The organism is Nocardioides baculatus, assembly GCF_016735675.1.
Lineage (GTDB): Bacteria > Actinomycetota > Actinomycetes > Propionibacteriales > Nocardioidaceae > Nocardioides > Nocardioides baculatus.
In genome coordinates, this window is the sequence record NZ_JAERSG010000005.1 from 360,957 (window position 1) to 384,289 (window position 23,333).

At 71.6% G+C, this 23,333-nt stretch carries 25 protein-coding genes; 16 read left to right on the forward strand and 9 right to left on the reverse strand.

Translation table 11 applies throughout. The features are described 5' to 3' along the window. Positions 1–3 precede the first annotated feature (3 nt). Entirely contained in the window at positions 4–261 is a 258-nt protein-coding gene (locus tag JI751_RS17325; protein ID WP_201939302.1) for a hypothetical protein, read from the reverse strand. Between the two features lie 159 nt (positions 262–420). Between JI751_RS17325 and JI751_RS17330 the strand changes: the two genes are divergently transcribed. Genes JI751_RS17330 through JI751_RS17345 form a run of 4 tightly spaced genes read left to right on the forward strand, consistent with a single transcriptional unit; the run spans position 421 to position 4,882 of the window. Further along, a complete protein-coding gene (locus JI751_RS17330; protein ID WP_201939303.1) occupies positions 421–1,833 on the forward strand; it encodes a MoxR family ATPase in 1,413 nt (470 codons plus the stop codon). Further along, entirely contained in the window at positions 1,826–2,365 is a 540-nt protein-coding gene (locus tag JI751_RS17335) for a GNAT family N-acetyltransferase (RefSeq protein WP_201939304.1), read from the forward strand. Before JI751_RS17330 ends, JI751_RS17335 begins: the two co-directional genes overlap by 8 nt. After that, positions 2,362–4,359, forward strand: coding sequence for a vWA domain-containing protein (locus JI751_RS17340; protein ID WP_201939305.1), 1,998 nt, complete (start codon positions 2,362–2,364; stop codon positions 4,357–4,359). Before JI751_RS17335 ends, JI751_RS17340 begins: the two co-directional genes overlap by 4 nt. A gap of 46 nt (positions 4,360–4,405) precedes the next feature. Next, complete coding sequence (locus JI751_RS17345; RefSeq protein WP_307814333.1) at positions 4,406–4,882, forward strand: SRPBCC family protein; 477 nt, start codon at positions 4,406–4,408, stop codon at positions 4,880–4,882. On the opposite strand, the gene JI751_RS17350 is transcribed toward JI751_RS17345, so the two are convergent. After that, positions 4,876–5,280, reverse strand: a complete 405-nt coding sequence (locus JI751_RS17350) for a nuclear transport factor 2 family protein (protein WP_201939308.1) — start codon at positions 5,278–5,280, stop codon at positions 4,876–4,878. The two genes, JI751_RS17345 and JI751_RS17350, sit on opposite strands and share 7 nt — an antisense overlap. A 43-nt stretch (positions 5,281–5,323) precedes the next feature. Between JI751_RS17350 and JI751_RS17355 the strand changes: the two genes are divergently transcribed. Next, a complete protein-coding gene (locus JI751_RS17355) occupies positions 5,324–6,478 on the forward strand; it encodes an MFS transporter (protein ID WP_201939311.1) in 1,155 nt (384 codons plus the stop codon). 106 nt (positions 6,479–6,584) lie between these two features. Here the strand turns inward: JI751_RS17355 and JI751_RS17360 are convergent, their stop codons facing one another. After that, positions 6,585–7,940: an ABC1 kinase family protein gene (locus JI751_RS17360; RefSeq protein ID WP_201939313.1), complete on the reverse strand. Its 1,356-nt coding sequence runs from the start codon at positions 7,938–7,940 to the stop codon at positions 6,585–6,587. Between the two features lie 129 nt (positions 7,941–8,069). Between JI751_RS17360 and JI751_RS17365 the strand changes: the two genes are divergently transcribed. Next, positions 8,070–9,542 (forward strand): S8 family serine peptidase, encoded by a 1,473-nt coding sequence (locus JI751_RS17365; protein WP_307814334.1) that lies wholly within the window; start codon positions 8,070–8,072, stop codon positions 9,540–9,542. 131 nt (positions 9,543–9,673) lie between these two features. Beyond that, on the forward strand, positions 9,674–9,958 hold the full coding sequence (locus JI751_RS17370) for a DUF1905 domain-containing protein (RefSeq protein WP_201939316.1): 285 nt from the start codon (positions 9,674–9,676) through the stop codon (positions 9,956–9,958). On the opposite strand, the gene JI751_RS17375 is transcribed toward JI751_RS17370, so the two are convergent. After that, positions 9,955–10,683: a CDP-alcohol phosphatidyltransferase family protein gene (locus JI751_RS17375; protein WP_307814336.1), complete on the reverse strand. Its 729-nt coding sequence runs from the start codon at positions 10,681–10,683 to the stop codon at positions 9,955–9,957. The genes JI751_RS17370 and JI751_RS17375 overlap by 4 nt on opposite strands. A gap of 157 nt (positions 10,684–10,840) precedes the next feature. On the opposite strand from JI751_RS17375, the gene JI751_RS17380 reads away from it, so the two are divergent. Continuing rightward, a complete protein-coding gene (locus JI751_RS17380; RefSeq protein WP_201939322.1) occupies positions 10,841–11,383 on the forward strand; it encodes a hypothetical protein in 543 nt (180 codons plus the stop codon). A gap of 6 nt (positions 11,384–11,389) precedes the next feature. On the opposite strand, the gene JI751_RS17385 is transcribed toward JI751_RS17380, so the two are convergent. Next, positions 11,390–11,743: a YciI family protein gene (locus tag JI751_RS17385; RefSeq protein ID WP_201939323.1), complete on the reverse strand. Its 354-nt coding sequence runs from the start codon at positions 11,741–11,743 to the stop codon at positions 11,390–11,392. Positions 11,744–11,943: 200 nt separating this feature from the next. Beyond that, positions 11,944–13,164 (reverse strand): MFS transporter, encoded by a 1,221-nt coding sequence (locus tag JI751_RS17390; RefSeq protein ID WP_201939325.1) that lies wholly within the window; start codon positions 13,162–13,164, stop codon positions 11,944–11,946. Between the two features lie 71 nt (positions 13,165–13,235). On the opposite strand from JI751_RS17390, the gene JI751_RS17395 reads away from it, so the two are divergent. Together JI751_RS17395 and JI751_RS17405 are read left to right on the forward strand one after the other, a co-directional pair. Next, entirely contained in the window at positions 13,236–13,883 is a 648-nt protein-coding gene (locus tag JI751_RS17395; RefSeq protein ID WP_201939327.1) for a FadR/GntR family transcriptional regulator, read from the forward strand. 382 nt (positions 13,884–14,265) lie between these two features. Beyond that, positions 14,266–14,892: a hypothetical protein gene (locus tag JI751_RS17405; RefSeq protein ID WP_201939329.1), complete on the forward strand. Its 627-nt coding sequence runs from the start codon at positions 14,266–14,268 to the stop codon at positions 14,890–14,892. A gap of 202 nt (positions 14,893–15,094) precedes the next feature. On the opposite strand, the gene msrA is transcribed toward JI751_RS17405, so the two are convergent. Continuing rightward, the gene (gene msrA / locus JI751_RS17410) at positions 15,095–15,745 is read right to left on the reverse strand and encodes a peptide-methionine (S)-S-oxide reductase MsrA (protein ID WP_201939331.1); all 651 of its coding nucleotides are present in this window, start codon (positions 15,743–15,745) and stop codon (positions 15,095–15,097) included. 157 nt (positions 15,746–15,902) lie between these two features. Here msrA and JI751_RS17415 point away from each other — a divergent pair, with 157 nt between their 5' ends. The 6 genes from JI751_RS17415 to ilvA all read left to right on the forward strand — a co-directional run bounded on the left by JI751_RS17415 (position 15,903) and on the right by ilvA (position 22,036). Next, entirely contained in the window at positions 15,903–16,487 is a 585-nt protein-coding gene (locus tag JI751_RS17415; protein WP_201939333.1) for a hypothetical protein, read from the forward strand. A 101-nt stretch (positions 16,488–16,588) separates the two neighbouring features. Beyond that, on the forward strand, positions 16,589–17,749 hold the full coding sequence (locus JI751_RS17420) for a cystathionine gamma-synthase (protein ID WP_201939334.1): 1,161 nt from the start codon (positions 16,589–16,591) through the stop codon (positions 17,747–17,749). A 1-nt stretch (position 17,750) separates the two neighbouring features. Beyond that, on the forward strand, positions 17,751–18,068 hold the full coding sequence (locus JI751_RS17425) for a DUF202 domain-containing protein (protein WP_201939335.1): 318 nt from the start codon (positions 17,751–17,753) through the stop codon (positions 18,066–18,068). Next, positions 18,065–19,459: a glutamate mutase L gene (locus JI751_RS17430; RefSeq protein ID WP_201939336.1), complete on the forward strand. Its 1,395-nt coding sequence runs from the start codon at positions 18,065–18,067 to the stop codon at positions 19,457–19,459. The genes JI751_RS17425 and JI751_RS17430 overlap by 4 nt, the downstream gene beginning before the upstream one ends. A gap of 10 nt (positions 19,460–19,469) precedes the next feature. Further along, the gene (locus JI751_RS17435; RefSeq protein ID WP_307814337.1) at positions 19,470–20,831 is read left to right on the forward strand and encodes an AI-2E family transporter; all 1,362 of its coding nucleotides are present in this window, start codon (positions 19,470–19,472) and stop codon (positions 20,829–20,831) included. Next, a complete protein-coding gene (gene ilvA, locus JI751_RS17440; RefSeq protein WP_201939337.1) occupies positions 20,828–22,036 on the forward strand; it encodes a threonine ammonia-lyase in 1,209 nt (402 codons plus the stop codon). Before JI751_RS17435 ends, ilvA begins: the two co-directional genes overlap by 4 nt. A gap of 201 nt (positions 22,037–22,237) precedes the next feature. Here ilvA and greA read toward each other — a convergent pair whose 3' ends face one another. Together greA and JI751_RS17450 are read right to left on the reverse strand one after the other, a co-directional pair. Next, complete coding sequence (gene greA / locus JI751_RS17445; RefSeq protein WP_201939338.1) at positions 22,238–22,729, reverse strand: transcription elongation factor GreA; 492 nt, start codon at positions 22,727–22,729, stop codon at positions 22,238–22,240. A gap of 206 nt (positions 22,730–22,935) precedes the next feature. Next, entirely contained in the window at positions 22,936–23,325 is a 390-nt protein-coding gene (locus JI751_RS17450; protein WP_201939340.1) for a DUF4307 domain-containing protein, read from the reverse strand. Positions 23,326–23,333: the final 8 nt, after the last annotated feature.

Sequence of the window (23,333 nt, forward strand, 5' to 3'; positions counted from 1 at the left end):
TCCTCAGGCGTCGGGGCCGGACAGCCGGCGGTGGTGGGTGGTGATCTCGTCGAGGATGATCGTGGAGAGCTCGGGGGAGACGTCGCGGTGCTGCCAGGCGAGCTCGCGCAGCTGCTCGATGAACGCGTCGCGCTCGGCCAGCTCGCGGGGAGCGGCGGCCGCGGCCACGGTCGGCGTCGATCCGCCGACGGACATCCGCCCGGCCCAGAAGGCCGCGCCGATCAGGACGATCATGAGCAGGGGAAGCAGCGGACCCATCATGAGCGCATCCTGCCCTGTCCGGGAGGGCTCAATCGCCCTTTTTCCGGGTAGTCCACCGGGAAACGGTCGTCCGGGCAGCCTCGCGACGACCGAACGCCGGTGGACCACCCCGGGCTTCGAGCGCACTCGACGTTGACCCCCGGGTCTAGCGTGGAAGACGTGACCCAGCTCCAGGACGACCCGCAGACCCCGCACCCCGAGGCCAGCACCCTCGGCCAGCTCCGCGCCAGTGGCCACGAGCTGAAGACCCTCCGCCAGGAGCTTCGCGACAACCTGCTCGCGCGGCTGCGCGCCGGCGAGGACCCGTGGCCCGGTCTGCACGGCTTCTCCGAGACCGTCGTGCCGCAGGTCGAGCGCGCGCTGCTGGCCGGTCACGACATCGTGCTGCTCGGCGAGCGCGGCCAGGGCAAGACCCGGCTGCTCCGCTCGCTGGTCGGCCTCCTCGACGAGTGGTCACCGGTCATCTCCGGCTCCGAGCTGGGCGAGCACCCCTACGAGCCGATCACGGTGACGTCGCAGCAGGCGGCGGCGACGTACGGCGACGACCTGCGCATCTCGTGGCGGCACCGCGACGAGAGGTACGCCGAGAAGCTGGCGACGCCCGACACGTCGGTCGCCGACCTGATCGGCGACGTCGACCCGATGAAGGTGGCGGAGGGCCGTCACCTCGGTGACCCGGAGACCATCCACTTCGGCCTGATCCCGCGCAGCCACCGCGGCATCGTCGCCATCAACGAGCTGCCCGACCTCGCCGAGCGGATCCAGGTCGCGATGCTCAACGTGATGGAGGAGCGCGACATCCAGATCCGCGGCTACATCCTCCGGCTGCCGCTCGACGTGCTCGTCGTCGCCAGCGCCAACCCCGAGGACTACACCAACCGCGGCCGGATCATCACCCCGCTCAAGGACCGCTTCGGCGCGGAGATCCGCACCCACTACCCGCGCGAGGTCGAGGAGGAGATGGCCGTCATCGTGCAGGAGGCCGACCTCGTCGCCGACGTGCCGGCCTACCTCCTCGAGGTGCTCGCCCGCTTCACCCGCAACCTCCGCGACTCGCAGGCCGTCGACCAGCGCTCGGGCGTCAGCGCCCGCTTCGCGATCGCCGGTGCCGAGACGATCGCGGCCGCGGCGCTGCACCGCGCGACCACGCAGGGCGAGGACGAGGCCGTCGCCCGGGTCGTCGACCTCGAGACCGCGGTCGACGTGCTCGGCGGCAAGATCGAGTTCGAGACCGGCGAGGAGGGCCGTGAGACCGAGGTGCTCACCCACCTGCTCCGCACCGCGATCGCCGAGACCGTCCGCGCGCACCTCGCCGGCATCGACCTCCGCCTGCTGGTCGAGGCGATCGAGGAGGGCGCGATGGTCAGCACGGGTGCCCGCGTCGGCGCCCGCGACTTCCTGTCCGGCCTTCCGGTGCTGGGGGAGTCGGACCTCTACGACGCCGTGTGCGACCGCCTCGGCGCGACCAACGACGGCGAGCGCGCCGCAGCCATCGAGCTCGCGCTCGAGGGCCTCTACCTCGCCCGCAAGATCGGCAAGGACACCGACGCCGGGGAGACCGTCTATGGCTAGCCCCGATCAGGAGGGCCCGGTCCTCACCCTCCGCGCCGCCACGCACGACGACATCCCCGCGCTCGTTGCGCTCGGGCGTGCGGTCGTGCCACCGACCTACGGCCCGATCGACGCGGCGTACGCCCAGCGGATGATCGACGAGTGGTGGACGCCCGAGGTCTTCGCGCGGTCGATGCGGACCAACTCGCACCGGGTCGTCGAGGCCGGGGGCGAGGTCCTCGCGGTGTCGTCGTTCGGTCGGCTCTCGCGGTCCTACCGCGCCTTTTCCCATGTCACCGATCCCCACGGAAGCGGCGACCGAGAGGTCATGTGGAAGCTCTACGTCCACCCCGACCACCACGGCCGCGGGATCGGCAGCCGGATGCTGGCCGAGGTCGAGTCGCAGGTCGAGGGCGACGAGCTGTGGCTCGAGGTCGTCGACGGCAACGAGCAGGCCTTCGGGTTCTACCGCTCGCACGGCTTCGCCGAGCAGGAGCGGGTCACGGACGGCGAGTGGCCCGACGACGTGTGGATGATGAAGGTGCTGCGGTGAGCCGCTTCCAGAAGTACGCCGGCGGCGACCCGCTCGCCCCGCCCGTCGACCTCGCCGACGCGCTCGACGCGATCGGTCAGGACGTGATGGCCGGGTACTCGCCTGAGCACGCGATGCGGGAGTACCTCCGGCGCGGCAGCCAGGACCAGGCCGGGCTCGACGAGCTCCAGCGCCAGGTCGCCCAGCGGCGCCGCGACATCCTCCAGCGCAACAACCTCGACGGCACGATGCAGGAGGTGCGCGAGCTCCTCGACCAGGCCGTGCTCGCCGAGCGCGGCCAGCTCGCGCGCGACATCACCATGTCGGACGAGGACCGCGACTTCCGCGAGCTGGTGCTCGACAACCTGCCCTCGTCCACGGCCGCGGCGGTGAGCGAGCTGTCGTCCTACGACTGGCAGTCCTCCGAGGCGCGCGAGGCCTACGAGCAGATCAAGGACCTGCTCGGCCGCGAGCTGCTCGACCAGCGCTTCGCCGGGATGAAGCAGGCGCTCGAGGGGGCGACCGACGAGGACCGCGCGGCCGTCGCGGAGATGCTGTCCGACCTCAACGACCTGCTCGAGAAGCATGCGGCCGGTGGGGTGAGCGACGAGGAGTTCGAGGAGTTCATGGACAAGCACGGGGATTTCTTCCCCGAGCGTCCGAAGGACATGGACGAGCTCCTCGACTCGCTCGCCCAGCGAGCCGCCGCCGCACAGCGGATGCTCAACTCGATGACCGAGGAGCAGCGCCAGGAGCTCATGGAGCTCTCGCAGCAGGCGTTCGGCTCGCCGCAGCTGATGGAGCAGCTGGCCCGGATGGACGCCAACCTCCAGGCGCTCCGGCCCGGCGAGGACTGGTCGGGGTCGGAGTCGTTCGAGGGCGAGCAGGGCATGGGCCTCGGCGACGGCACGGGTGCACTGCAGGACCTCGCCCAGCTCGACCAGCTGTCCGACCAGCTCGCCCAGTCCTACCAGGGCGCCCGGCTCGACGACGTGGACCTCGACGCCCTCGCCGGTCAGCTCGGCCCGGAGGCCGCCGTCGCCGCGAAGACCCTCCAGGAGCTCGAGCAGGCACTGCGCGACAGCGGCTACCTCAAGCGGGGGTCCGACGGTGAGCTCCGGCTCTCGCCCAAGGCGATGCGTCAGCTCGGCAAGGCGCTGCTGCGCGACGTGGCGGACCGGATGAGCGGTCGCAGCGGCCAGCGCGAGACCCGTACGACGGGACTGGCGGGGGAACCGTCCGGCGCCACCCGGCGGTGGGAGTTCGGCGACACCGAGCCGTGGGACGTGCCACGCACCATCACCAACGCGGTGCTGCGCGACGGCGGCGCCTCACCGGTCCGCATCCGCGTCGACGACATCGAGGTCATCGAGACCGAGGCCCGCACCCAGGCGGCCGTCGCGCTGCTGGTCGACACGTCGTTCTCGATGGCGATGGACGGCCGCTGGGTGCCGATGAAGCGCACCGCGCTCGCCCTCCACCAGCTCGTCCGCTCCCGCTTCCGCGGCGACGACCTCCAGCTCATCGCGTTCGGCCGGCACGCGCAGGTGATGGAGATCGAGCAGCTCACCGGGCTGGACGCCCGGTGGGACAAGGGCACCAACCTCCACCACGGCCTCCTGCTCGCCAACCGGTTCTTCCGCAAGCACCCCAACGCGCAGCCGGTGCTGCTCGTGGTCACCGACGGCGAGCCGACGGCGCACCTCGAGCCCGACGGCGACGTCTGGTTCTCCTACCCGCCGCACCCGCTGACGATCGCCCACTCGGTCCGCGAGCTCGACGCGGCCGCCCGGGTGGGAGCGCAGGTGACGTTCTTCCGGCTCGGCGAGGACCCCGGCCTGGCCCGTTTCATCGACTCGATGGCCCGCCGGGTCGACGGCCGGATGGTGAGCCCCGAGCTCGACGACCTCGGTGCCGCGGTGGTCGGGTCCTACCTCGGCTCGCGCGGTCCGGGGACGTCGTACCGCGAGCACTTCGGCGACGTCTACGGCGGTGGCCGGGGGTTCTGGGTCTGAGCAGGCCGGGCGCGGTCGTCGGATGCCGGCGTGCTTGGGTGGTCGGGTGACCGACCAGCTGACTGCCCGTCGCTTCCTCGAGGCCGAGCCCGCGGCCGTCTTCGCCGTCCTCCGCGACCCGGACGGCCACGTCGACATCGACGCGTCGGGGATGCTCCAGGCCGCCGACGGAGGCCTCGTCGGCGCGGTGGGTGACCGGTTCACCGTTCACATGGACCGTGAGGCGCTCGGCGACCTGCCGATGGGCCGCTACGACGTCGACGTGGTGATCGACCGCTACGAGCCCGACCGCGAGATCGCCTGGTGGATCGACGGCACGGTCAAGCCGCCGATCGCCCACACCTACGGCTACGTCCTCGAGGCCGCCGAGGTCGACGGCCGCAGCGGCACCTGGGTGACGTCGGTCTACGACTGGTCGCACGTCTCCGACGACTGGCGGCCGATCTTCCCGGTGATCGACCAGTCCGCCCTGCGGGCCACACTCGGCATCCTCGACCGCGTGGTGCGCCGCCGCGGTCAGTGACCCGCAGCCTCCAGCATCCGCATCAGCTCGGCTCCCATGTGCTCGATGACGGCGTGGAGGGCCTTGGCGGGGCGCACCATCACGGTGAAGTCGACGATCTGGCCGTCGTCGTCCCACGTGATCATGTCGATCCCGGAGACGTCGAGGCCGCCGACCTCCGTACGGAACTGGAGGACGGCCGAGTCGTCACCGAGCCACTCGCGCTCGTACGTCAGCTGCGGGCCGAGCACGGTGAACGCGGCCGTCAGGTAGCCCACCACCGTGTCGCGACCGACCTGCGGCGTGTGCACGGCCGGGCTGCGGAAGACCGCGTCCGCGGCGATCAGGTCCGGTAGCCCGGCGGGGTCGCGGCTCTCGACGACGGCGTGCCAGCGGGCGAGGGCGCGTGCGGGGTCCATGTCGTCATCGTGCCAGCCGCGACGGTCTGGCAGGGTCTGCTCCGTGGAGCTCCGGGACCTGCCGCGCGTCGTCTGGGCGCTGGCGGCGGCACGGTTCGTCTCGTCGGCCGCGTCGTTCACGATGCTGTTCCTCACGCTCTACCTCACCGGGCCGCGGGAGATGTCGACCGCGACCGCCGGTCTGCTGGCCGGGACGGTCGGCGTCGGGTTCCTGGTGGGCAACTTCACCGGCGGCCGCTGGGGCGACCGCTTCGGCCACCGGCGGGTGCTGCTGGCCGCGAGCTCGACCGGCGGCCTGCTGCTCGTCGCCGTGCCCCTCCTGCCGCTCTGGGCGCTCGTCGCGCTGCTGCCCGTGCAGGCCTACCTGATGGCGACGGGGTCGGTGTCGTCGGGGGCGCTGTCGGCGCTCGCGGTGCCGCGCGGGCAGCGGCGTACGTCGGTCGCGGTCGGGCGGGCCGCCTCCAACGCCGGCTTCGTGCTCGGGCCGCCGCTCGGCGCGCTGCTCGTCACGTGGAGCTACGAGGCGATGTTCGTCGTGGACGGCCTGGCCGTGATCGTCATCCGGTTCGCGCTGAGCCGGGTGCTGCCGCGCGACGCGCCCGACGTCGCAGACGACCGGACGCCCGGCAACGGGCTGCTGCGGACCCTGCGGGCCGACCGGCCGCTCGTCGTGCTGCTCGTGGGGGTCGTGCTGGTCGACCTGGTCTACCGCCAGCTCTACTCGACCCTGCCGCTCCACCTGCGCGACTCGGGGCAGCCGGTCTGGCTCTACGCCACCGTGATCGCCGTCGGCTCCGCGCTGATCCTCGTGCTGGAGATCCCGGTGACCCAGTGGCTCCAGGGGCGAGGGGCGTACGGCGTCATCGCCCTCGGCTACGCGCTCGTGGGCGTCGGGACCGCCATGTTCGCGCTCCCGGTGACGGTCGCGTCCGTGCTGCTGGCGATGGTCGTGCTCACGGCGGGCGAGATCCTCTACAAGACGACCGCGACGGCGCACGTGCTCGACCAGGCCCCCGACCACCTCGTCGGCCAGTACCAGGGCCTCTACACCGGCGCCGCGACCAGCGGGACGCTGATCTCGGCCCCGATCGGCACGGCGGTCTATGCCGCCGCCCCCGCCCTGCTCTGGCCGCTGATGGGCGGGCTCGCGCTCGCCGCTGCGGCGTTCGTGCTGCTGGCCCGCCGCGTGTCGGGGTAGTCCACCGGGAAACGGTCGTCCGCGGGCTGTCACGGCAGCCAGAAACCGGTGGACCACCCGGGCCGGGCAGCCAGAACCCGGTGGACTACCCGGGCAGTGAGGACGGTCAGTCGTCGGCGAAGCCCGGCAGCGACTGCTCGAGGATCTCCCGGAAGGGCGCGGTCGCGTTGAGCTGGCTGAGCATGCCGATCGCGCCGACCCAGGTGCGGTGGATGAGGAGGTACGACGTCGGCAGGTTGAGCTTGAGGGCGAGGGCGAACTCCTCCGAGCGCGGGTCGTTGACCCGCTCGAACTGGGCGCGCATCCACTCGCGGGTGAAGGTGAAGCGCTCGACCGCGGCCGGCTCGACGAACGGTGCGAGGTAGGACAGCACCATCTCCGGGTCGACCTCGATCTTGTCGCGGATGAAGCCCTCCTCGCGCAGTCCCGCCACCAGCGAGTCCGGGTCGGCCTCGAGCGCGATCCGCAGCAGGCGACCCGTCGCCGGCGGCATGGTGCCGCCCTCGAGACGCGCGACGGCACCGAAGTCGAGGACACCCATCCGGCCCAGGCCGCCGTCGGCCGCCGGCAGGATGCGGAAGTTCCCGGGGTGCGGGTCGGCGTGGAGCATGCCGGTCATCCGCGGGCCCTCGAAGAGGAAGCGCACGAAGAGCTCGCCGTAGTGGTCGCGCTCCTCCTGCGTGCCCTCGCGGATGACGTGCGCCAGGGAGTGGGGCGAGTCGAGCCACTCGGTGACCAGCACCTGCTCGCCGACCGACACCACGGCCGGGACCACGATGTCGGGGTGGTCCGCGAACGCCTCGGCGTACGCCGCCTGCGCCTCCGCCTCGAGGTGGTAGTCGAGCTCGTCGGCCGCGCGGGCCTGGAGCTCGGCCACGAGCGGCTTGATGTCGAGCCCGGGGAAGACCGGCGCGACGCCGCGGGCGAGGCGAGCGATCTGGCGCAGGTCGGACATCAGCGCCTCGCCGGCGCCGGGGTACTGGACCTTGACCGCGACGTCGCGCTCGGCGCCGTCGTCGGTCGCGTGGTCGACCCACCGGCCGCGGTGTACCTGGCCGATCGAGGCGGCGGCGGTGGGCGCGCCGTCGAGCCAGACCAGCCGCTCCTTCCAGTCCGCCCCCAAGTGCGTGGTGAGCTGCTGGCGGACGGTCGCGGTCGGCATCGGGGGAGCGGAGTCCTGGAGCGCGGTGAGGTGCTCGCGGTAGGGCGCGGCCAGCTCCTCGGGCAGCGCCGACTCCATCACGCTCAGGACCTGGCCGAACTTCATCGCGCCGCCCTTGAGCTCACCCAGCGTGCGGAACAGCTGTTCGGCCGTGCGCTGCTGGACCTCGCTCAGCACGGCGTCGGCGTTGCGCCCGCCGAGGCGCTTGCCGAACCCGATCGCGGAGCGACCGGCGTAGCCCAGGGGCAACGCCGCGAGTCGTGCCGTGCGGGCCGCGGCCTTGCGTGGGAGCTCGGTCATGCACCCATCATCCCCCCGGCTCCAATCCGGGCCCGGTCCGGCTCCGAAGTGATGGTGCTCTGGGGCGTGACCTGCCGCACTCCGCGTCGTTGTGGAGGGCAAGACCCCACGTCCCTCGGGAGGATCCACGTGCGACTCAAGCCAGCGCTCGCCTGCACCGCGAGCATCCTCGCCGCCTCGGCGGCCTTCGTCTCCGGCGGCACCGCCACGGCAGCCGTGTCCGGCGCACCGCGGCTCGCTCAGGCCAACGTGTCCGACTTCCTCGCCGGCCAGCTCTCGGGCCTGACCGGACGGACCACCGTGCTGGTGCACGGGACCGACCTCGCCGCCGCCCGCCAGGCCGTCGCCGCGACCGGGATGACCAAGAAGGGCGAGTACAAGGGCATCGGCGTCGTCATCGCCAACGCCACCAAGTCGCAGATCGCGGCCGTCCGCACGCAGAGCGGAGTGACGTACGTCGAGGGCGGCGCGCAGCCCATCGAGTTCTTCCAGGAGACGTCCAACACCGCGACCCGCGGCGCGGAGGCGGCCTCGACGCTGACCGGCGCCGACGGCAGCCCGCTGACCGGCAAGGGCGTCAGCGTCGCGGTCATCGACTCCGGTGTCGACCCGACCCACCCCTACTTCAAGGAGGCCGACGGCTCGTCCGCCGTCGTCGCCAACCTGAAGGCTCTCTGCGAGCCGCTGACCGAGACCTGCTCGGTCCAGAAGGTGCCCAGCTTCGTCGACACCGACACCCTGTCGCTCGGCGGCCACGGCACCCACGTCAACGGCATCGTGGCCGGTCGTCCGACCACGCTGTCCGACGGCGGCAAGCTCCAGGGTGCGGCTCCCGGCGCCAAGCTGGTCTCGATCTCCACCGGTGCGGGCATCGTGATCCTCGGTGCCGACTCGGCGCTCAACTGGGTCCTCGAGAACCACGCCGCCCCGTGCGGCGCGGGCGTCCCGGCCTCGACCTGCCCGCCGATCAAGGTCACCAACAACTCCTACGGTCCGACGGGCGGCGGCGAGTTCGACCCAGAGTCGGCCACCGTCAAGCTCCAGCGGGCCCTCGCGGCCGAGGGCGTGGTGACCGTCTGGGCGGCCGGCAACGACGGCGGCGACGGCTCGACGAGCCTGACCAACCCGCCCGGCCAGGACCCGACCGGCGGCATCCTCTCGGTGGCGTCCTTCTACGACCAGGACACCGGCACCCGCGACGGCACCGTGTCGGACTACAGCTCGCGCGGGCTCTCCTCGGACGCCTCGACCTGGCCGGACATCTCCGCGCCCGGTGAGAACATCACCTCGTCCTGCCGCCTCTACCTGGCGATCTGCGCGACCGGCCTCGACCCGCAGAACGGGCCCGGTCCGCTGGACATCGGCACCTTCAACACGATCAGCGGCACCTCGATGGCTGCCCCGCACATCGCGGGCATCGTCGCCCAGCTGTTCCAGGCCAAGCCGTCTGCGACCCCCGCCGACATCGAGCGGGCGCTGAAGGTCTCCGCCTACAAGTACTCCGACGGGGCGGGCTACACGTCCGGCCCGCTCGGCACCACGTCGTACGACAAGGGCTACGGCCTCGTCGACGTCGTCGCAGCAGTCGCCGCGCTGGGCTGACCACCGAGCAGACCGGGCGACACACAGACCCTCCAGGGGGGAGCCACCGCGCAACAGGGGCGCAGTGGAAAGAGCGGGCGGGAGCGAGAGCTCCCGCCCGCTCTCCTGTCGTCATTGGTTGGATGGGGTGCATGGAGCTCGAGTTCAGCGGTGAGGTCGTGGAGTGGCGCGGGCCTGCGCCCTACTGCTTCGTCCCGCTGCCGCTCGACGCCGCCGACCTCGTCAACGAGGTGAAGGCGGAGGTCGTCTACTGGGGCGTGGTGCCGGTGCGCGCCCGGATCTGCGACACCGAGTTCACCACCGCGATGTTCCCGCGCGAGGAGACGTGGTTCCTGCCCGTGAAGGTCGCCGTGCGCCGGGCCGAGGGAATCGGCCTCGGCGACGTGGTCGACGTACGCCTCCAGGTGGGGCGTTAGGCCGCTGCGGGCTCGGCGCGGCCGCGACGAGCGGTCAGGTAGAGGCTCAGCGCGACGTAGTAGGCGATGTAGGCCACCGAGATCGCCAACCAGACGACGCTCGGGTCGGGTGCCTGCACCAGCAGCACTGCATAGCTGACGAGCCACAGGCAGGTCAGGGCGAGCGTGGGCACCTGGAGGGTGGTCGTGCGCGAGGGGTAGACGTAGCCGATCGGCACGAACACCAGCACCGCGCAGACCAGCAGCACGGCGGCGGCCGCACCGGGGGACAGCTCGAGCACGATGATGTAGAACGCGGCGATGTTCCAGTAGCTCGGGAAGCCGAGGAACAGGTGGTCGTCGGTCTTCGCGTCGACGCGGCAGAACTGGTAGGCCGACGCCAGCAGGGGGACGACCGCGAGCACCTTCGCCGAGGCGCCGTCGCCGAGCAGGCCGCCGCTCCACAGCAGCACCATCGGCAGGAACGCGTAGGTGATGTAGTCGACGATGTTGTCCAGCAGCGCCCCGTCGAACCACGGCACGTGGCGCTTGACCTGCACCCAGCGCGCGAGCATCCCGTCGGTGCCGTCGACGACCATGGTGGCCAGGAACAGCCAGAGGCACTGCGTGGTGTCGCCCTCCATGACCGCGACGACCGCGAGGAAGGCCAGCACGAGCCCGGAGGCGGTGTAGGCGTGCACGAGCCAGGAGGCGATCGTCGGGAGGGTGCTCCGGGGGGAGGCCACGTCCCCTCCTCGGTCGTCGGTTGGGTGAGTCGAGAGGTGGATCATGTCAGACGGGGTCGCAGGACACGCAACCTCCATGCAACCCCGACGGCGGCTTCCGCGTCCTCAAGGTGCCCCGGACGACCGGGAGCACGACACGACGAACGGAAAGAGCACCATGCGTACGACCATCCTGAGCGCCGCGACCCTGACGATCGCCGCCCTCGCCCTGACCCAGCTCCCGGCTCACGCCGACGGACTCGGCCTCGCGGACCAGGAGGACCTCGCCCACGGCGTCGACCTCCTCTCGGTGGAGGTGCAGCACGGCGCTCGCAACGTGGTCGTGACCACGACCCACACCGACCTGGTGGAGTCGTACCGGTCCGGCTCGTCCGGCGCGGTCTTCCTCGACACCGACCCGAGCGACCCCGGCCCGGAGTACGTCTTCGCCGGCGGCTACTTCGTCGGCACCGACTACACCCTGCTCCACACCGACGGCTTCGCGACCTCCGCGTGGGGCGACCCCGTCGAGGGCTCCTACCGGATGAAGGTCGACTACGACGCCGAGCAGGTCCGGATGCGGATCTCCCGCGACGCGATCGGCTCGCCGGACGAGGTCCGGGTCGCCGTACGCGTCGCCGGCACGCGACCCAACGGCAAGGACACCAGGAAGGACTGGCTCGTCGCGCCCCGCACCTTCACCGACTGGGTCGCGCAGTAGCCCGGGCTACTTGATCTCGCGGACCTCCTGCGGCCAGCCGCAGCCCTCGGCGACCCTGGCGGCCCACTCCCGGGCCTCCTCGATCGTCTCCACCTCGATGATGGTGATGCCACCGAGGTACTCCGTCACCTCGGTGTAGGGGCCGTCGGTCACCAGCATCTCGCCGCTGGTGCCGTCGGCGCTGAAGGCCAGCTCCATCTCCTCGACGAGGCCGCCGGCGAAGACCAGGACGCCGGCGGCCTCCATGTCGGCGACGACCTTCCTGGAGGGCTCGACGCGGGTCTGGTACCACTCCGCGGGGTGGTCCCCGACCCACTGCTGCATGAAGTAGATCGCGTACCTGGTCTTCGGCTCGGTCATGTCACTCCTCGGCTGCGGGCCGCCCCGTGCGGCCCTCCGACACTCTGACGGACGGACCGGCCCGGAATCGACAGGTAGTGGCGCGGAAGGTCGTGCCGCGAGCGACACGTGTCCGCGACGTGGCCCCGCCGTGAGTCGTTCGAGGGCCACATCTCGGACACGTGTGGACACTTCCTCCAGACCCGGGGCGGCGGCAGGCGTCAGGGGGAAGCGGAGCCGGTGTCCTCGACCAGGACCGGCCGGCAGGCGAACCAGCCGGCGAGTACGCCGACGACGGCGCTCGTGGACAGCACGACGAGCGGTGCCGTCCACGAGCCCGTCGCCTCGCGCACCAGTCCGAGGCCGATCGGACCCAGGCAGGCCAGTCCGTAGCCGATGCCCTGCACGAACCCGGAGACCGTCGAGGCGGACTGCGGGGTCCGGGTGCGGAGGTTGACGAGCGTCAGGCAGAGCGGGAAGGTGCTGACCCCGATCCCGAGCGCGCACATCCAGAGCACCGTGCCGTCCACCGGGGAGAGGGCGAGGCCCGTGTAGCCCAGGACCAGGAGCGCCGAGCAGATGACGACGACCGGGAACGGGTTGCGCATCCGGGTGGCGAGCTGGGGGACGACGAGGGCGGCGAGCACGCCCCAGGCCGAGTAGAGCGCGAGCATGGAGCCGCCCCGGGTCGCGCTCGCCCCGGCGTCGGTGAGCACGGACGGCACCCACGTGATGATGCTGTAGTTGGCGACCGAGACGGCAGCGAACAGTCCCACCAGCCCCCAGGCGGTCGACGAGCGCACCGGTCGACGCTGGGCGCCGGGTCCCGAGGCGACGGCGCGGTGGTCGGCCGGGAGCCGGAGGGCGAGCGTCAGCCAGATGACCGCCGCAACGGCGGCGGGGACTGCCCAGATCCCCAGCGACAGGCGCCACGACGTCGCCTGGGCGACGGGCACCGCCAGCAGGGGAGCGACGAACTGGCCCGTCTGCAGCAGGAGCAGGTAGCCCGAGGTCCAGGCTGCGACCCGTTCGGCGAACCACGCCTTGATGAGGGGAACGATCACGACGTTGGCCGCCCCGATGCCTGCCAGCGCGAGGACGGTCGACGCGACGAGCGTCAGCGGGGTCGGGGCGATCGCTCGCAGGACCAGGGCCGTCGCGGACAGGCCGAGCGCGGCCGCGGCGGTCCGTTCGAGCCCGTACCGCCGCGTGAGGACGGGGGCGAGGAAGCCGAAGACGGCGAACGTCGCTGCCGGAACGGTGCCCAGCAGCCCCGCGAGGGCGAGCCCGAAGCCCAGGTCGGCCCCGATCGTCTCCAGCAGGGGTGGCAACCCGGTCACCGCGGTGCGCAGGTCGAGCGCCGTCAGTGCGACGGCGAGCGCGGCGAAGGTGGCGAGGCGTCCACGACCCTGGAGGGTGTGCGACGGCAGCAACGACGTCATGCTGGACTCCACGGGTCGGTCAATGATGGGATCATGGGATGAATGACGGAGAGTCTGGCACGGCGAGGTCGGTGCGTCGAGTGGGACTGATCGACCAGGTCGCCGGCCGCTTCCACGACGAGATCACGTCGGGGCGGTGGCCCGTGGGTGCCCAGATCCCCATCGAGGCCGAGCTCGCCGAGGCGTTCGGAGTGGGGCGCAACACGGTGCGCGAGGCGCTGCAGTCGCTCGTGCGCGCCGGCCTGCTGAGCCGGGAGCAGGGTCGCGGCACCTTCGTGATCGCCAGCACCGAGCTCCCCGGCTCGCTCGTCCGCGAGCTGTCCGGCGGCAGCCGTCACCACTACCTCGAGCTGCGCCTCGCGCTCGACAGCACCGCGGCCTCGCTGGCCGCCCTGCGTCGGACCGGCGCGGACGTCGAGCGGCTCCGCGAGCTGCGTGACGAGCGCGAGAGGGCCTGGGCCACGGCCGACGGCGATCTCAGGGCGCACGCCGACCTCGCCCTGCACCAGGCGGTGGTGGAGGCGACGCACAACCCGCTCTACGTCCGGCTCTACGCGGGCATGACCGACGTCTTCGCGGCGCACATGCGCGACGAGGAGTCAGGGGACGACGAGACCGCTCACCGTCACCACCGCGACCTCGTCGAGGCGATCGCGGCGGGTGACCCGGAGCGCGCCTCGGCACTCGTCCGGGACATCTTCGAGCCCTTCATGGGCTGACCGGTCGTCCGTCGGGGACGGACCGGGGGACCTCAGGCCGACTCGGGGAACTTCACGCCGGTGTTGGCGTGGCACCGGTAGCCGAAGGGGTTCTTGGCGAGGTACTGCTGGTGGGAGCAATCTTGCCTACGACGCAGTAGGTGGATCATCGCCGACTGGTCTCTTGAGGCCTCCGGCTCCGGTGCGACGCCCGCAACGTCTCTGACACAGGGTCCGACCTCGTAGAGGTCGGACCCTTCGTCGCGTCCCTCCTAAGAAGACGCGCCGCCGCCCGGTTATGTCTTACATCTAAGCGTCCAAGTTTCGTATAACATCTCCGTCTAGACGGAGACGGCCATCTAGTGTATGATGGTGACATCAACTGACGACGGAAGGAGGCATCATGAGCGAATCAGCAGCAGAAGGCACCGGCGCGGGTCTGCAGGACTTTCTGGCCTGGGCCGGGCGGACGGGCGAGATGAACCCGACGACGGCGGAAGCATGGGCCGTCGCGTGCCGACGCGTGCTTGCTCTTGAGGACGACCCGGAGAACGTCGACTTGCGACAGGTGGACGTTGACACGCTCCTCAGCCGGTTCGAGAACCTGAACCGAACCAAGTTCACGTCGTCCAGCATGAAGACCTACCAGTCCCGGTTCAGGGCCGCTGTTACCGCCTACTTGGCTTGGCTCGCGAACGAGCCTTGGAAGCCTGCCAAGCGGCTGTCCCGGAAGAAGTCGGACTCCGGCAACGGGTCTGGCGCGGCTACGCCCGCCAGTGGGGCGACCGAGAAGTCGACGACGCACGCTGCCGTGAGCACGCCCAAGCAGCCCGCGCACGAGACGGCTCCGCGACTGGTCACGTACCAAGTGCCGCTGCGGCCTGATCTGATGATCAGCATCAGCCTGCCGGTCGACCTCAACGAGGCTGATGCAGCACGAATCTCGGCGTTCGTCAGCAGCCTGGCATTCACCGTGAGCCACTCGCCGACCATGTCGGCGAGTTCAGGACTCCGAACCGACGGAGGTTGATGTGCCCATCATGCTGATGGGCGGTCGTCCATGAGTAGACCAGTCAGGGTCGACGACCGCCCCCGGGTGAACGAGAAGGTACTTCGCTGCCAGGCGGGACTTCTCTTCATTCGCAGGGGTAAGAGTACCTCAGGACCGCCCTGAGCGGTCGGTCGTAGGGCGATGCCGCACTGACTTGCGGCATCGCCCTTCGACGTCACAGTTAGACGGTGTCAGGAAACTTCACACCAGTGTTCGCGTGACACCTGTACCCAAACGGGTTGCGCGCCAAATACTGCTGGTGGGCGTCCTCGGCGTAGAAGTACGGCGTCTCGCTGGCGGGGCGGATCTCGGTGGTGATCTCGCCGAGGCCGCGGCGGGCGAGCTCGTCGCCGTAGACCTGGGTCAGCTCGCGCGCGGTCTGCTCCTGCTCGGGGCTTGTGAAGTAGATCGCGGAGCGGTACTGGGTGCCGACGTCGTTGCCCTGGCGCATGCCCTGGGTCGGGTCGTGGATCTCGAAAAACTTCTTGAGCAGGTCGGCGTAGGAGACCACGGCCGGGTCGAAGACGACGCGGATCGCCTCGGTGTGCCCGGTCCGGCCGCTGCAGACCTCTTCGTAGGTCGGGTTCGGGGTGCTGCCGCCGGCGTAGCCGACGGACGTCGACCAGACGCCGGGCAGCTGCCAGTAGATCTCCTCCGCGCCCCAGAAGCAGCCCAGGCCGAGGACGGCGACCTCGTGGCCGGCCGGGACCTCGTCGGTGACGACGGGGGTGTGGAGGACGACGTGCTCGCCGAGGCTCCACATCTGCTGCTCACGGCCGGGGAGGGCCTGGTCGGGCGTGGGGAGGGTGGAGGGCTTGCCGAATCCGAACATGCCTCCATTCTCCCCCGTCGGACAAGGGCGGAGGGGGTGGTCTACGTGGAACTACGTGGTCTAGACGTCGTGCTGCCACCGATGTGCTCGCCGGTGCCGACGCGCAGGGTGCTGCCAACCGATCCGTCTCGGATCCTGATCGAAAGGCCACCACTTCATGCTGTTCCGCTCAAGCACCTACGCCAACGTCGCGTCGACCCTGGCACTCGTCGTCGCCCTCGGGGGCACCAGCTACGCCGCCGTGGCCGTCGCCAAGAACTCGGTCGGTTCGTCGCAGATCATCAACTCGTCCATCAAGAGCGCCGACGTCAAGAACGGCGCCCTCAAGGCGGCCGACTTCAAGGCCGGCGAGCTCCCGGCGGGGGCGCAGGGTCCGGCCGGACCGGCTGGTCCTGCGGGCGCGGCCGGTCCTGCCGGTGCCGCCGGGACCGCCCGCGCGTACGCCTACGTCTCGCCGGTCGGCCCGACCCTCACCCGGGCCAAGGGCTTCACCTCGGTGCGCCGCACGACGACGGGCTACTACTGCCTCCTGCTGCCCGGGATCGACCAGGGGCCGCTCCCCGTGCTGACGGCCGTGGACTACCGGAACACCACGGGACCCGAGGGCAACACGGCCGCCATGTGGGACGCGGACGCGAACTGCAACGCCGACGAGGTCGGCGTCGTCACCGACCGCATCGCCGACGCCTACGCGCCTGCCGACTTCAGCAACACGGTGGCGTTCACCGTGCTGGTTCCCTGACGACCGATCGCGACACAGCTGCAGGGAACGGCCGCCGCCGGCGTGGGTGCGGCGGCCGTTCCGCTGTCCGGGCTGCTGACGGCTGGGTCTACGCTCGACCGGTGACCCAGGAACGTGCCAACAAGACCGGATTCGAGACGCGTGCGATCCACGCCGGCTACGAGCCCGACGCGATGACCGGAGCGGTGAACCCGCCCATCTACGCCAGCAGCACCTACAAGCAGGACGGCGTCGGCGGCCTGCGCGGCGGCTACGAGTACAGCCGCTCCGGCAACCCCACGCGTACGGCGCTCGAGGGCGCGCTCGCGGCCGTCGAGGACGGCGAGAAGGGGTTCGCCTTCGCCTCCGGCCTGGCCGCCGAGGACGCGATCATCCGCGCGCTGACCGCGCCCGGCGACCACGTCGTCATCCCCGACGACGCCTACGGCGGCACGTTCCGCCTGTTCGACAAGGTCGCCAAGCTCTGGGGCACCGCCCACAGCCCCGCGCCGGTCGCCGACACCGAGGCCGTCGCGGCGGCGATCGAGCCCGGTCGCACCAAGCTGGTCTGGGTCGAGACGCCGACCAACCCGATGCTGACCATCGGCGACATCGAGGCGCTCGCAACCGTCGCCCACGACGCCGGCGCCCTGCTCGTGGTCGACAACACCTTCGCCTCGCCCTACCTCCAGCAGCCGCTGACCCTCGGCGCGGACGTGGTGGTGCACTCGACCACGAAGTACGTCGGCGGACACAGCGACGTCGTCGGGGGAGCGGTGGTCGTCCGCGACCTCGACCTCGCCGAGAAGATCGGCTTCCACCAGAACGCCATGGGCGCGGTCGCCGGACCGTTCGACGCGTTCCTCACGCACCGCGGCCTCAAGACGCTCGGCGTACGCATGGACCGCCACTGCGACAACGCCGAGAGGGTCGTCGAGTTCCTCGACGGCGACCCGCGGGTCACCGAGGTGATCTACCCCGGTCTCGCCGCGCACCCCGGCCACGAGGTCGCCGCCCGGCAGATGAAGCGGTTCGGCGGGATGATCTCGTTCCGCGTCGCGGGTGGCGAGCAGCAGGCCCTCGCGGTCTGCGAGCGCGCCGACGTGTTCACCCTCGGTGAGTCGCTCGGCGGCGTCGAGTCGCTCATCGAGCACCCGGGACGGATGACGCACGCGAGCGTCGCCGGCACCGACCTCGAGGTCCCCGCCGACCTGATCCGGCTCAGCGTCGGCATCGAGAGCGTCGACGACCTGGTCGCCGACCTCGACCGGGCCCTCGGCTGACGTGACCGACCAGCCCGACGTCCGGTTCTCGCTCGCCAACGAGCGCACCTTCCTCGCCTACGAGCGCACCGCGGTCGGGCTGGTCGCCGCTGCCCTCGCCGTCTTCCACCTGCTCGACCCGTCGTGGGCGCAGCGGCTGCTCGGCGTCCTGCTGGTGGCCTCGGCCCTGCTCGCCGCCGGAGGCGGGTGGCTGCGCTACCGCCAGGCCGACCGGGCGATCCGCAACGGCGAGGACCTCGCCGCCGGACCGACCGTGCACCTGCTCGCGGCCGCCGTGGTCGTGGTGATCGTCGTCGCCGGGATCTCGGTGGTCGTGTGAGCGGCGACCTCACCGTCTGCGTCGACTTCGGCTCCACCTTCACCAAGGCGGCACTGGTCGACCTCGACACCGGTGACCTCCTCGCCACGGCGAGCCACCCGACCACCCTCCCGGACGAGTCGGGGGATGGCGACGTGCTCGACGGGTACGACGCCTGCATGCGCGTGCTCGCCGAGCAGGACCCCGCCGCGACCGACGCCGACGTGCTCGCCTGCTCCAGCGCGGGCGGCGGCCTGCGGGTCGCAGTGGTCGGCAACGAGGAGCTCGTCACCGCGGAGGCGGGGCGGCGCGTCGCGCTGTCCAGCGGAGGCAAGGTCGTCGCGGTCCTGCCGATGTCGGACGGCGGGCTCGACGGTGACGCGCTCCGTGCGGCCGAGGCCGACATCGTCCTGCTGACCGGCGGCACCGACGGCGGCAACACCGAGGCCGCGGTGGGCGCCGCGACCGCACTGGCCGCCCTCGGCTGGGACCGTCCGGTCGTCGTGGCGTGCAACGCCGACGCGCGTGACGAGGTGTCCCGGACGCTCGCCGGGACGCCCCACGTCCTCGCCGACAACGTCGTGCCGAAGATCGGGGTGCTCGCCCCCGACAGCGCCCGGGCCGCGATCCGCGAGATGTTCCTGTCCCACGTGATCGGCGGCAAGCACCTCAGCAGCCGCACCGACGCCCGCGGCCGCAGCTTCACCGACCTGGTGCGTGGCGCGACCCCGGACGTCGTGCTCACCGGCGTCGAGCTGCTCGCGCGGGGCCTCGACGACCAGCACCCCGGAGCCGGCGACGTGGTCGTCGTCGACGTCGGCGGCGCGACGACCGACGTGCACAGCGTGGTCGAGCTCGACCCCGAGGACAGTGGGCTGGCCCGCGAGGTCGTCGCGACGACCCCCGTCACCCGCACCGTCGAGGGCGACCTCGGCATGCGGTGGTCGGCGATGTCCACCGTCGAGGCGGCCGGTCGCGACGACCTGCGCGCGGCGGGCGTACGACGTCGCGAGCAGCCGGACTTCCTGCCCGACACCGACGAGGAGCAGGACGCCGACCTCGAGATCGCGGCCGCCGCGGTGCGGATCGCGCTCGAGCGCCACGCCGGCCGGTCGAAGGTGATCGTCAGCCCGGAGGGCCGCGTCGTCGAGCGCAGCGGCAAGGACCTCCGCGAGGTCGACCTGCTGGTGGGGTCGGGTGGCGTGCTGCGCCACGGCGGCCCCGACGCCGTACGCCGGGTGCTGGAGCCCGCGACGGGCGATGCCTTCGAGGGCGGGTGGCAGCTCCCGCGCGACCCGGCCGTGGTCGTGGACCACGACTACGTGCTCGCGGCGGCGGGCCTGCTCGCGGCCGAGCACCCCCTGGCGGCGCACCGGCTGGTCGAGCGACTGCGGTCGGCGGGGGATCGGTAGCGTGGCCGACGTGAACGACGAGCGGGACGAGACGGACGAGGAGTCGGGCCGTCGCAGGCTCTTCGCCGCACTGGCCCGCAGCGAGGACGACGACCGGCTGAGCGAGCGGATCGTCAGCCAGTGGGCGCAGGCGCGCGCCGAGCGCCGCGTCGAGCCCGCCTTCACCACCGGCCCGTCCAACTTCAGTCGCGCCCAGGTGCCGTGGGGCCTCGACCTCGCCGCGGCCTGGGCGTGGCGGCTCATCGTCATCATCGTCGCGGCGCTCGGGCTGCTCTGGACACTGCGCTACTTCGCGGTGATCACGCTGCCGCTGGCCGTCTCGCTGCTGATCGCGGCCCTCGCGGTGCCGCTGGTCAACCTCCTGCGGCGGAGCGGGATGCCCCGCGGGCCGTCGACCGGCATCGTCATGGTGCTCGGCATCGGCACCGTGGCGCTGCTGCTGACCTTCGTCGGCCAGCAGGTGGCGGCCGGCGCGAGCGACCTCGCCGACTCGGTGGTGCAGGGCCTGGAGCAGGTGCGCGAGTGGCTGCGCACCGGTCCGCTGCACGTCTCGGACTCGCAGCTCGACGACTACCTCAAGGGCGTGCAGTCGGCCGTCACCGACAGCACCGGCACCGACGGCGTCGTCACCCGCGTCACCGAGGTCGGCACCGCGGTCGGGCACGTCGTCGCGGGCTTCTTCATCGTGCTGTTCTCCACCTACTTCTTCCTCGCCGACGGCGACCGCATCTGGGCCTGGCTCGTGCGGATCGCGCCGCGGGCCGCCCGGGAGCGCGTCGACGCCTCGGGTCGCGTCGCCTGGGTGTCGCTGACCCAGTTCGTCCGCGCGACCGTGCTGGTCGCCCTAGCCGACGCGATCGGGATCATGCTGGTCGCCTGGTTCCTCGACGTGCCGTTCGTCGTCGCGATCGGTGTGCTGGTCTTCCTCGGCGCCTTCGTCCCGATGATCGGCGCCACGATCGCCGGGTCGGTCGCGATCCTGGTCGCGCTCGTCGACCAGGGGCCGTGGACCGCGGTCCTGATGCTGATCGGCGTGATCGTCGTCCAGCAGATCGAGGGCCACGTCCTCCAGCCCTTCCTGATGGGTCGCTTCGTCTCGCTCCACCCGCTCGGCGTGATCGTCGCCATCGGGTGCGGCGTCCTCGTGGCGGGTGTCGCCGGCGCGCTGATCGCCGTACCCCTCGCCGCGGCCGGCAACGCCGTCGCGCAGCACCTGGCGACCTACACCGACATCGGTGAGGACGAACCGGACGACGCGCTCGACGACGACCTCGCACCGGACGGGTCGCCACCGTCCAGCACCCCACCGGACGACGGCCCGCTGACCGGGCCGTCGGCCCCGGAGGACGACGACGAGGAGGCACCCCGATGACCGAGCAGGTGGCCCTGGCCGACATCGTCGCCGCGCGCGAGGTCCTCGAGGGCGTCACCGTGACGACGCCGATGGAGGAGTCGCGCTGGCTCTCGTCGCTGGTCGGCGGGCCGGTGCTGCTCAAGTGCGAGAACCTCCAGCGCACGGGCTCGTTCAAGTCACGCGGCGCGTTCGTCCGGATCTCCCGGCTCTCCGAGGAGGAGCGCGCGCACGGCGTCGTCGCGGCCTCGGCCGGCAACCACGCCCAGGGCGTCGCGCTCGCCGCGACCACGCTCGGCATCCGCTCGACCGTCTTCATGCCCGAGGGGGCGCCGATCCCCAAGGAGAAGGCGACCCGCGGCTACGGCGCCGACGTGGTCTTCCACGGGCGCTACCTCGAGGACTCGCTGGCTGCGGCGCGGGCCTTCGCCGACGAGACCGGTGCCGTCCTGATCCACCCGTTCGACCACGTGGACATCGTCGCCGGGCAGGGCACGCTCGGGCTCGAGGTGCTCGAGCAGGCGCCGGACGTACGCACGGTGCTGGTGCCGACCGGCGGTGGCGGGCTGCTCGCCGGGGTGGCGGTCGCGATCAAGGCGATGCGCCCGGACGTCCGCGTGGTGGGGGTGCAGGCCGAGGGTGCCGCCGCGTTCCCGGGTTCGCTCGCTGCGGGCGAGCCAGTGCCGCTGGGATCGATGAGCACGATGGCTGACGGGATCGCGGTCGGCCGGCCCGGCGACATCACGTTCGCCGCGGTCCGTGACCACGTCGACGACATCATCACGGTCAGCGAGGAGTCGCTCTCGCAGGCGCTGCTCTCCCTGGTCGAGCGGGCCAAGCAGGTCGTGGAGCCCGCCGGTGCCGCCGCCGTCGCTGCGCTGCTCGACAACCCCGGCGGCTTCGAGACCCCCGCGGTCGCCGTGCTGTCGGGCGGCAACATCGACCCGCTGCTCCTCAGCAAGGTGATCCGCCACGGGCTCGCCGCCGCGGGTCGCTACCTCTACCTCCGGGTCTGCATCCCCGACGTCCCCGGCGGGCTGTCGTCGCTGCTGGCCGAGATCGGCGACGAGGGCGCCAACGTGCTCGAGGTCGCCCACGAGCGGATCTCCCCGTCGCTGACCCTCAACGAGGTCGAGGTGCGCATCCAGCTCGAGACCCGCGGCGAGGCGCACGCCGAGCACCTGATGGAGCGGCTGCGCCAGCGGGGCTACCGCGTCTCCGACTGACCTGCCTCGTGTCGCGATCCCCGGGTAACCGGTGAAACTGGAGCCTCCCCTGCGAAACTTCGCACTGGAACCTCCAGTTTCCCCGGGTAACCGGGGAAACCGACACGACCCCCGAACACGCCGGGCGGTGGTCCAGCCACCGTCCGAATGATCGGAAGGGGGATGGACCACCGCCCAGGACGGTGATCGGGTGAAGGCAGGTCAGGCGCGGTAGGGCTCGGCGTCGACGATCGTGACGCTGATCTCCTTGCCGTTGGGCGCGGTGTAGGACACCTCGTCGCCCTTGGTCTTGCCGTTGATCGCGGCGCCCATGGCCGACTCGGGGGAGTACACGTCGAGCGTGTCGCCCTCGCCGAGGTTCTCGCGGGCACCGAGGAGGAACTTCTCGTGGTCGCCGTCGCCGAAGTCGACGGTCACGACCATGCCGGGCTCGACGACGCCGTCGTCGGGAGGCGTCTCGCCGACCTCCGCGCGTCGCATCATGTCCTCGAGCTGGCGGATCCGGGCCTCCTGCTTGCCCTGGTCGTCCTTGGCCGCGTGGTAGCCGCTGTTCTCCTTGAGGTCGCCCTCGTCGCGCGCAGCGGCGATCTTCTCGATGATCTCCTGGCGCTTGGGGCCCCTGAGGTCGTCGAGCTCGGCCTGCAGCTTGTCGTAGGCCTCCTGGGTCAGCCAGATGGTGCCCTGGTCGGTCATGTCGTTGCTCCTGCTTCGCGTTGTCGGGTAGGTCTGGATGTGCTCCAGCGCACCCGGAGCGGGTCGATGGTGCCGGTCGTCCGTCCGATCGGGGTCGGCGCGGTCGCGGACCTTGATGTGGCATGGACCAGCGCACCCGGGACGGGCAGAACGTCCAGATTAGCAACACCCGCGCCAAAACGCAGGTCGTACGCCGTCTGGACCGGTCAGCGCGGTCGCGGCTGCCCGTCGGCGGTGCAGCCCAGCTTCTCCACGGTGGTGGCACGGCGCTCGGTGCGGATCACGACCTGGTTGCTGCCTCCGACGGGGGTGAATGCCAGCTCGCCGACCGGCGTGTGGTCCTCGGCGAAGGCGCGCAGCCGGCAGCTCGCCTCGACGTCGTCGCCCAGGCGTACGTCCAGGCGTGCCTGCGTCTCGTGGTCGCTCGTGACCTGGAAGGAGACGAGCTCGGAGGTGACCGCGGGGGTGGTGTGGAACCACACCGTCCAGCCCAGCCAGCCGAGCCCGACCACGGCGAGCACGGCGGCCAGCGACACCGCGGCCGGGCGCCGCCAGCGTGAGGGTGTGCCGTAGCGGTCGGCGAGGTCGGTGGTCACGGTCAGAG

Bases quoted from the DNA above. Each gene is read 5' to 3' on its own strand.
- JI751_RS17325 (WP_201939302.1), bottom strand. From the start codon at position 261: ATGATGGGTCCGCTGCTTCCCCTGCTCATGATCGTCCTGATCGGCGCG.
- JI751_RS17335 (WP_201939304.1), top strand. From the start codon at position 1,826: ATGGCTAGCCCCGATCAGGAGGGCCCGGTCCTCACCCTCCGCGCCGCC.
- JI751_RS17350 (WP_201939308.1), bottom strand. From the start codon at position 5,280: ATGGACCCCGCACGCGCCCTCGCCCGCTGGCACGCCGTCGTCGAGAGC.
- JI751_RS17360 (WP_201939313.1), bottom strand. From the start codon at position 7,940: ATGACCGAGCTCCCACGCAAGGCCGCGGCCCGCACGGCACGACTCGCG.
- JI751_RS17370 (WP_201939316.1), top strand. From the start codon at position 9,674: ATGGAGCTCGAGTTCAGCGGTGAGGTCGTGGAGTGGCGCGGGCCTGCG.
- JI751_RS17380 (WP_201939322.1), top strand. From the start codon at position 10,841: ATGCGTACGACCATCCTGAGCGCCGCGACCCTGACGATCGCCGCCCTC.
- JI751_RS17385 (WP_201939323.1), bottom strand. From the start codon at position 11,743: ATGACCGAGCCGAAGACCAGGTACGCGATCTACTTCATGCAGCAGTGG.
- JI751_RS17390 (WP_201939325.1), bottom strand. From the start codon at position 13,164: ATGACGTCGTTGCTGCCGTCGCACACCCTCCAGGGTCGTGGACGCCTC.
- JI751_RS17405 (WP_201939329.1), top strand. From the start codon at position 14,266: ATGAGCGAATCAGCAGCAGAAGGCACCGGCGCGGGTCTGCAGGACTTT.
- msrA (WP_201939331.1), bottom strand. From the start codon at position 15,745: ATGTTCGGATTCGGCAAGCCCTCCACCCTCCCCACGCCCGACCAGGCC.
- JI751_RS17415 (WP_201939333.1), top strand. From the start codon at position 15,903: ATGCTGTTCCGCTCAAGCACCTACGCCAACGTCGCGTCGACCCTGGCA.
- ilvA (WP_201939337.1), top strand. From the start codon at position 20,828: ATGACCGAGCAGGTGGCCCTGGCCGACATCGTCGCCGCGCGCGAGGTC.
- greA (WP_201939338.1), bottom strand. From the start codon at position 22,729: ATGACCGACCAGGGCACCATCTGGCTGACCCAGGAGGCCTACGACAAG.